This window comes from Litoribacter populi (assembly GCF_007483685.1).
In the GTDB taxonomy this organism is placed as follows: Bacteria; Bacteroidota; Bacteroidia; order Cytophagales; family Cyclobacteriaceae; genus Litoribacter; species Litoribacter populi.
The window spans coordinates 3,527,751-3,528,460 of record NZ_VMKN01000001.1 but is presented as its reverse complement, the minus strand read 5'-3'; the positions used below and the strand labels follow the sequence as shown (position 1 = coordinate 3,528,460).

2 protein-coding genes are annotated in these 710 nt (G+C 40.3%); both read right to left on the bottom strand.

The window, feature by feature from the left end:
* Positions 1-108: 108 nt before the first annotated feature.
* Complete coding sequence (locus FPL27_RS20170) at positions 109-243, bottom strand: hypothetical protein (protein ID WP_262712087.1); 135 nt, start codon at positions 241-243, stop codon at positions 109-111.
* A 36-nt stretch (positions 244-279) separates the two neighbouring features.
* Positions 280-710: IS1634 family transposase (locus tag FPL27_RS19945; RefSeq protein WP_221936607.1), on the bottom strand; the 431-nt coding region annotated here is incomplete at its 5' end.

The following is a 710-nucleotide window of genomic DNA, read 5'->3' as shown; positions in this document are numbered from 1 at the left end:
GAAAAAGATCCCGAAAAATTGATGTATATTCTTAAAGATGCGCAGTTGATTTCTAAATGAAAAAGGTTGTTTGATGTCGGATGAAAAATATGTAAAGAAAGCTCCGATTTATTCGGAGCTTTCTTTTTCTAGTATGCTGAACTTTTCGAGTAACTTTTGAGTCATTTTACCTGGCTTACCGTCGCCAATCTTTTTTTCATCAACTTGAGTTACCGGTAAAATTCTCTTGGTAGTGCTGCTCATAAATATCTCCTGTTTTCAGCGCTGGGACACCCAAGGCTAAAAACCGAATAAATCAGCCAGTTTTCTTTGACTTTCGTTCAGGATTATTGTTTTAGAAACGGTCTGCTGACTCGAAGGAATGGTTACTCTTACCGTGTAGATGCCTTTTGCTATGTCAATGGCCTTTTCTGGACTCAGGTCCGACTGTTTTTCCTTCAACAGCCTTTCCAGCTCCTTGTACACTTTGTAGGCCACGAATGCTATACATATGTGGGCTTCTATTCTTCTTTGGGCCCTATGATATACCGGCCTTATTTTTAGGTCACTTTTGGCTATCCTGAACGCCTTTTCTATTTTCCAAAGATTGTTGTAGTTTTCTATTATTTGGTCTTTCCCCAGTCGTGTATTGGTGATATAGCCTTTCAGGCCGTCCCACCTGGAATCCTGTTCAAATCTTGCCCGGTCGATCTCAATTTTGATTTCGCCCT

What these genes read in the sequence shown, in the direction of transcription:
- FPL27_RS20170 (WP_262712087.1), bottom strand. Translation starts at nt 243, where the DNA reads ATGAGCAGCACTACCAAGAGAATTTTACCGGTAACTCAAGTTGATGAA.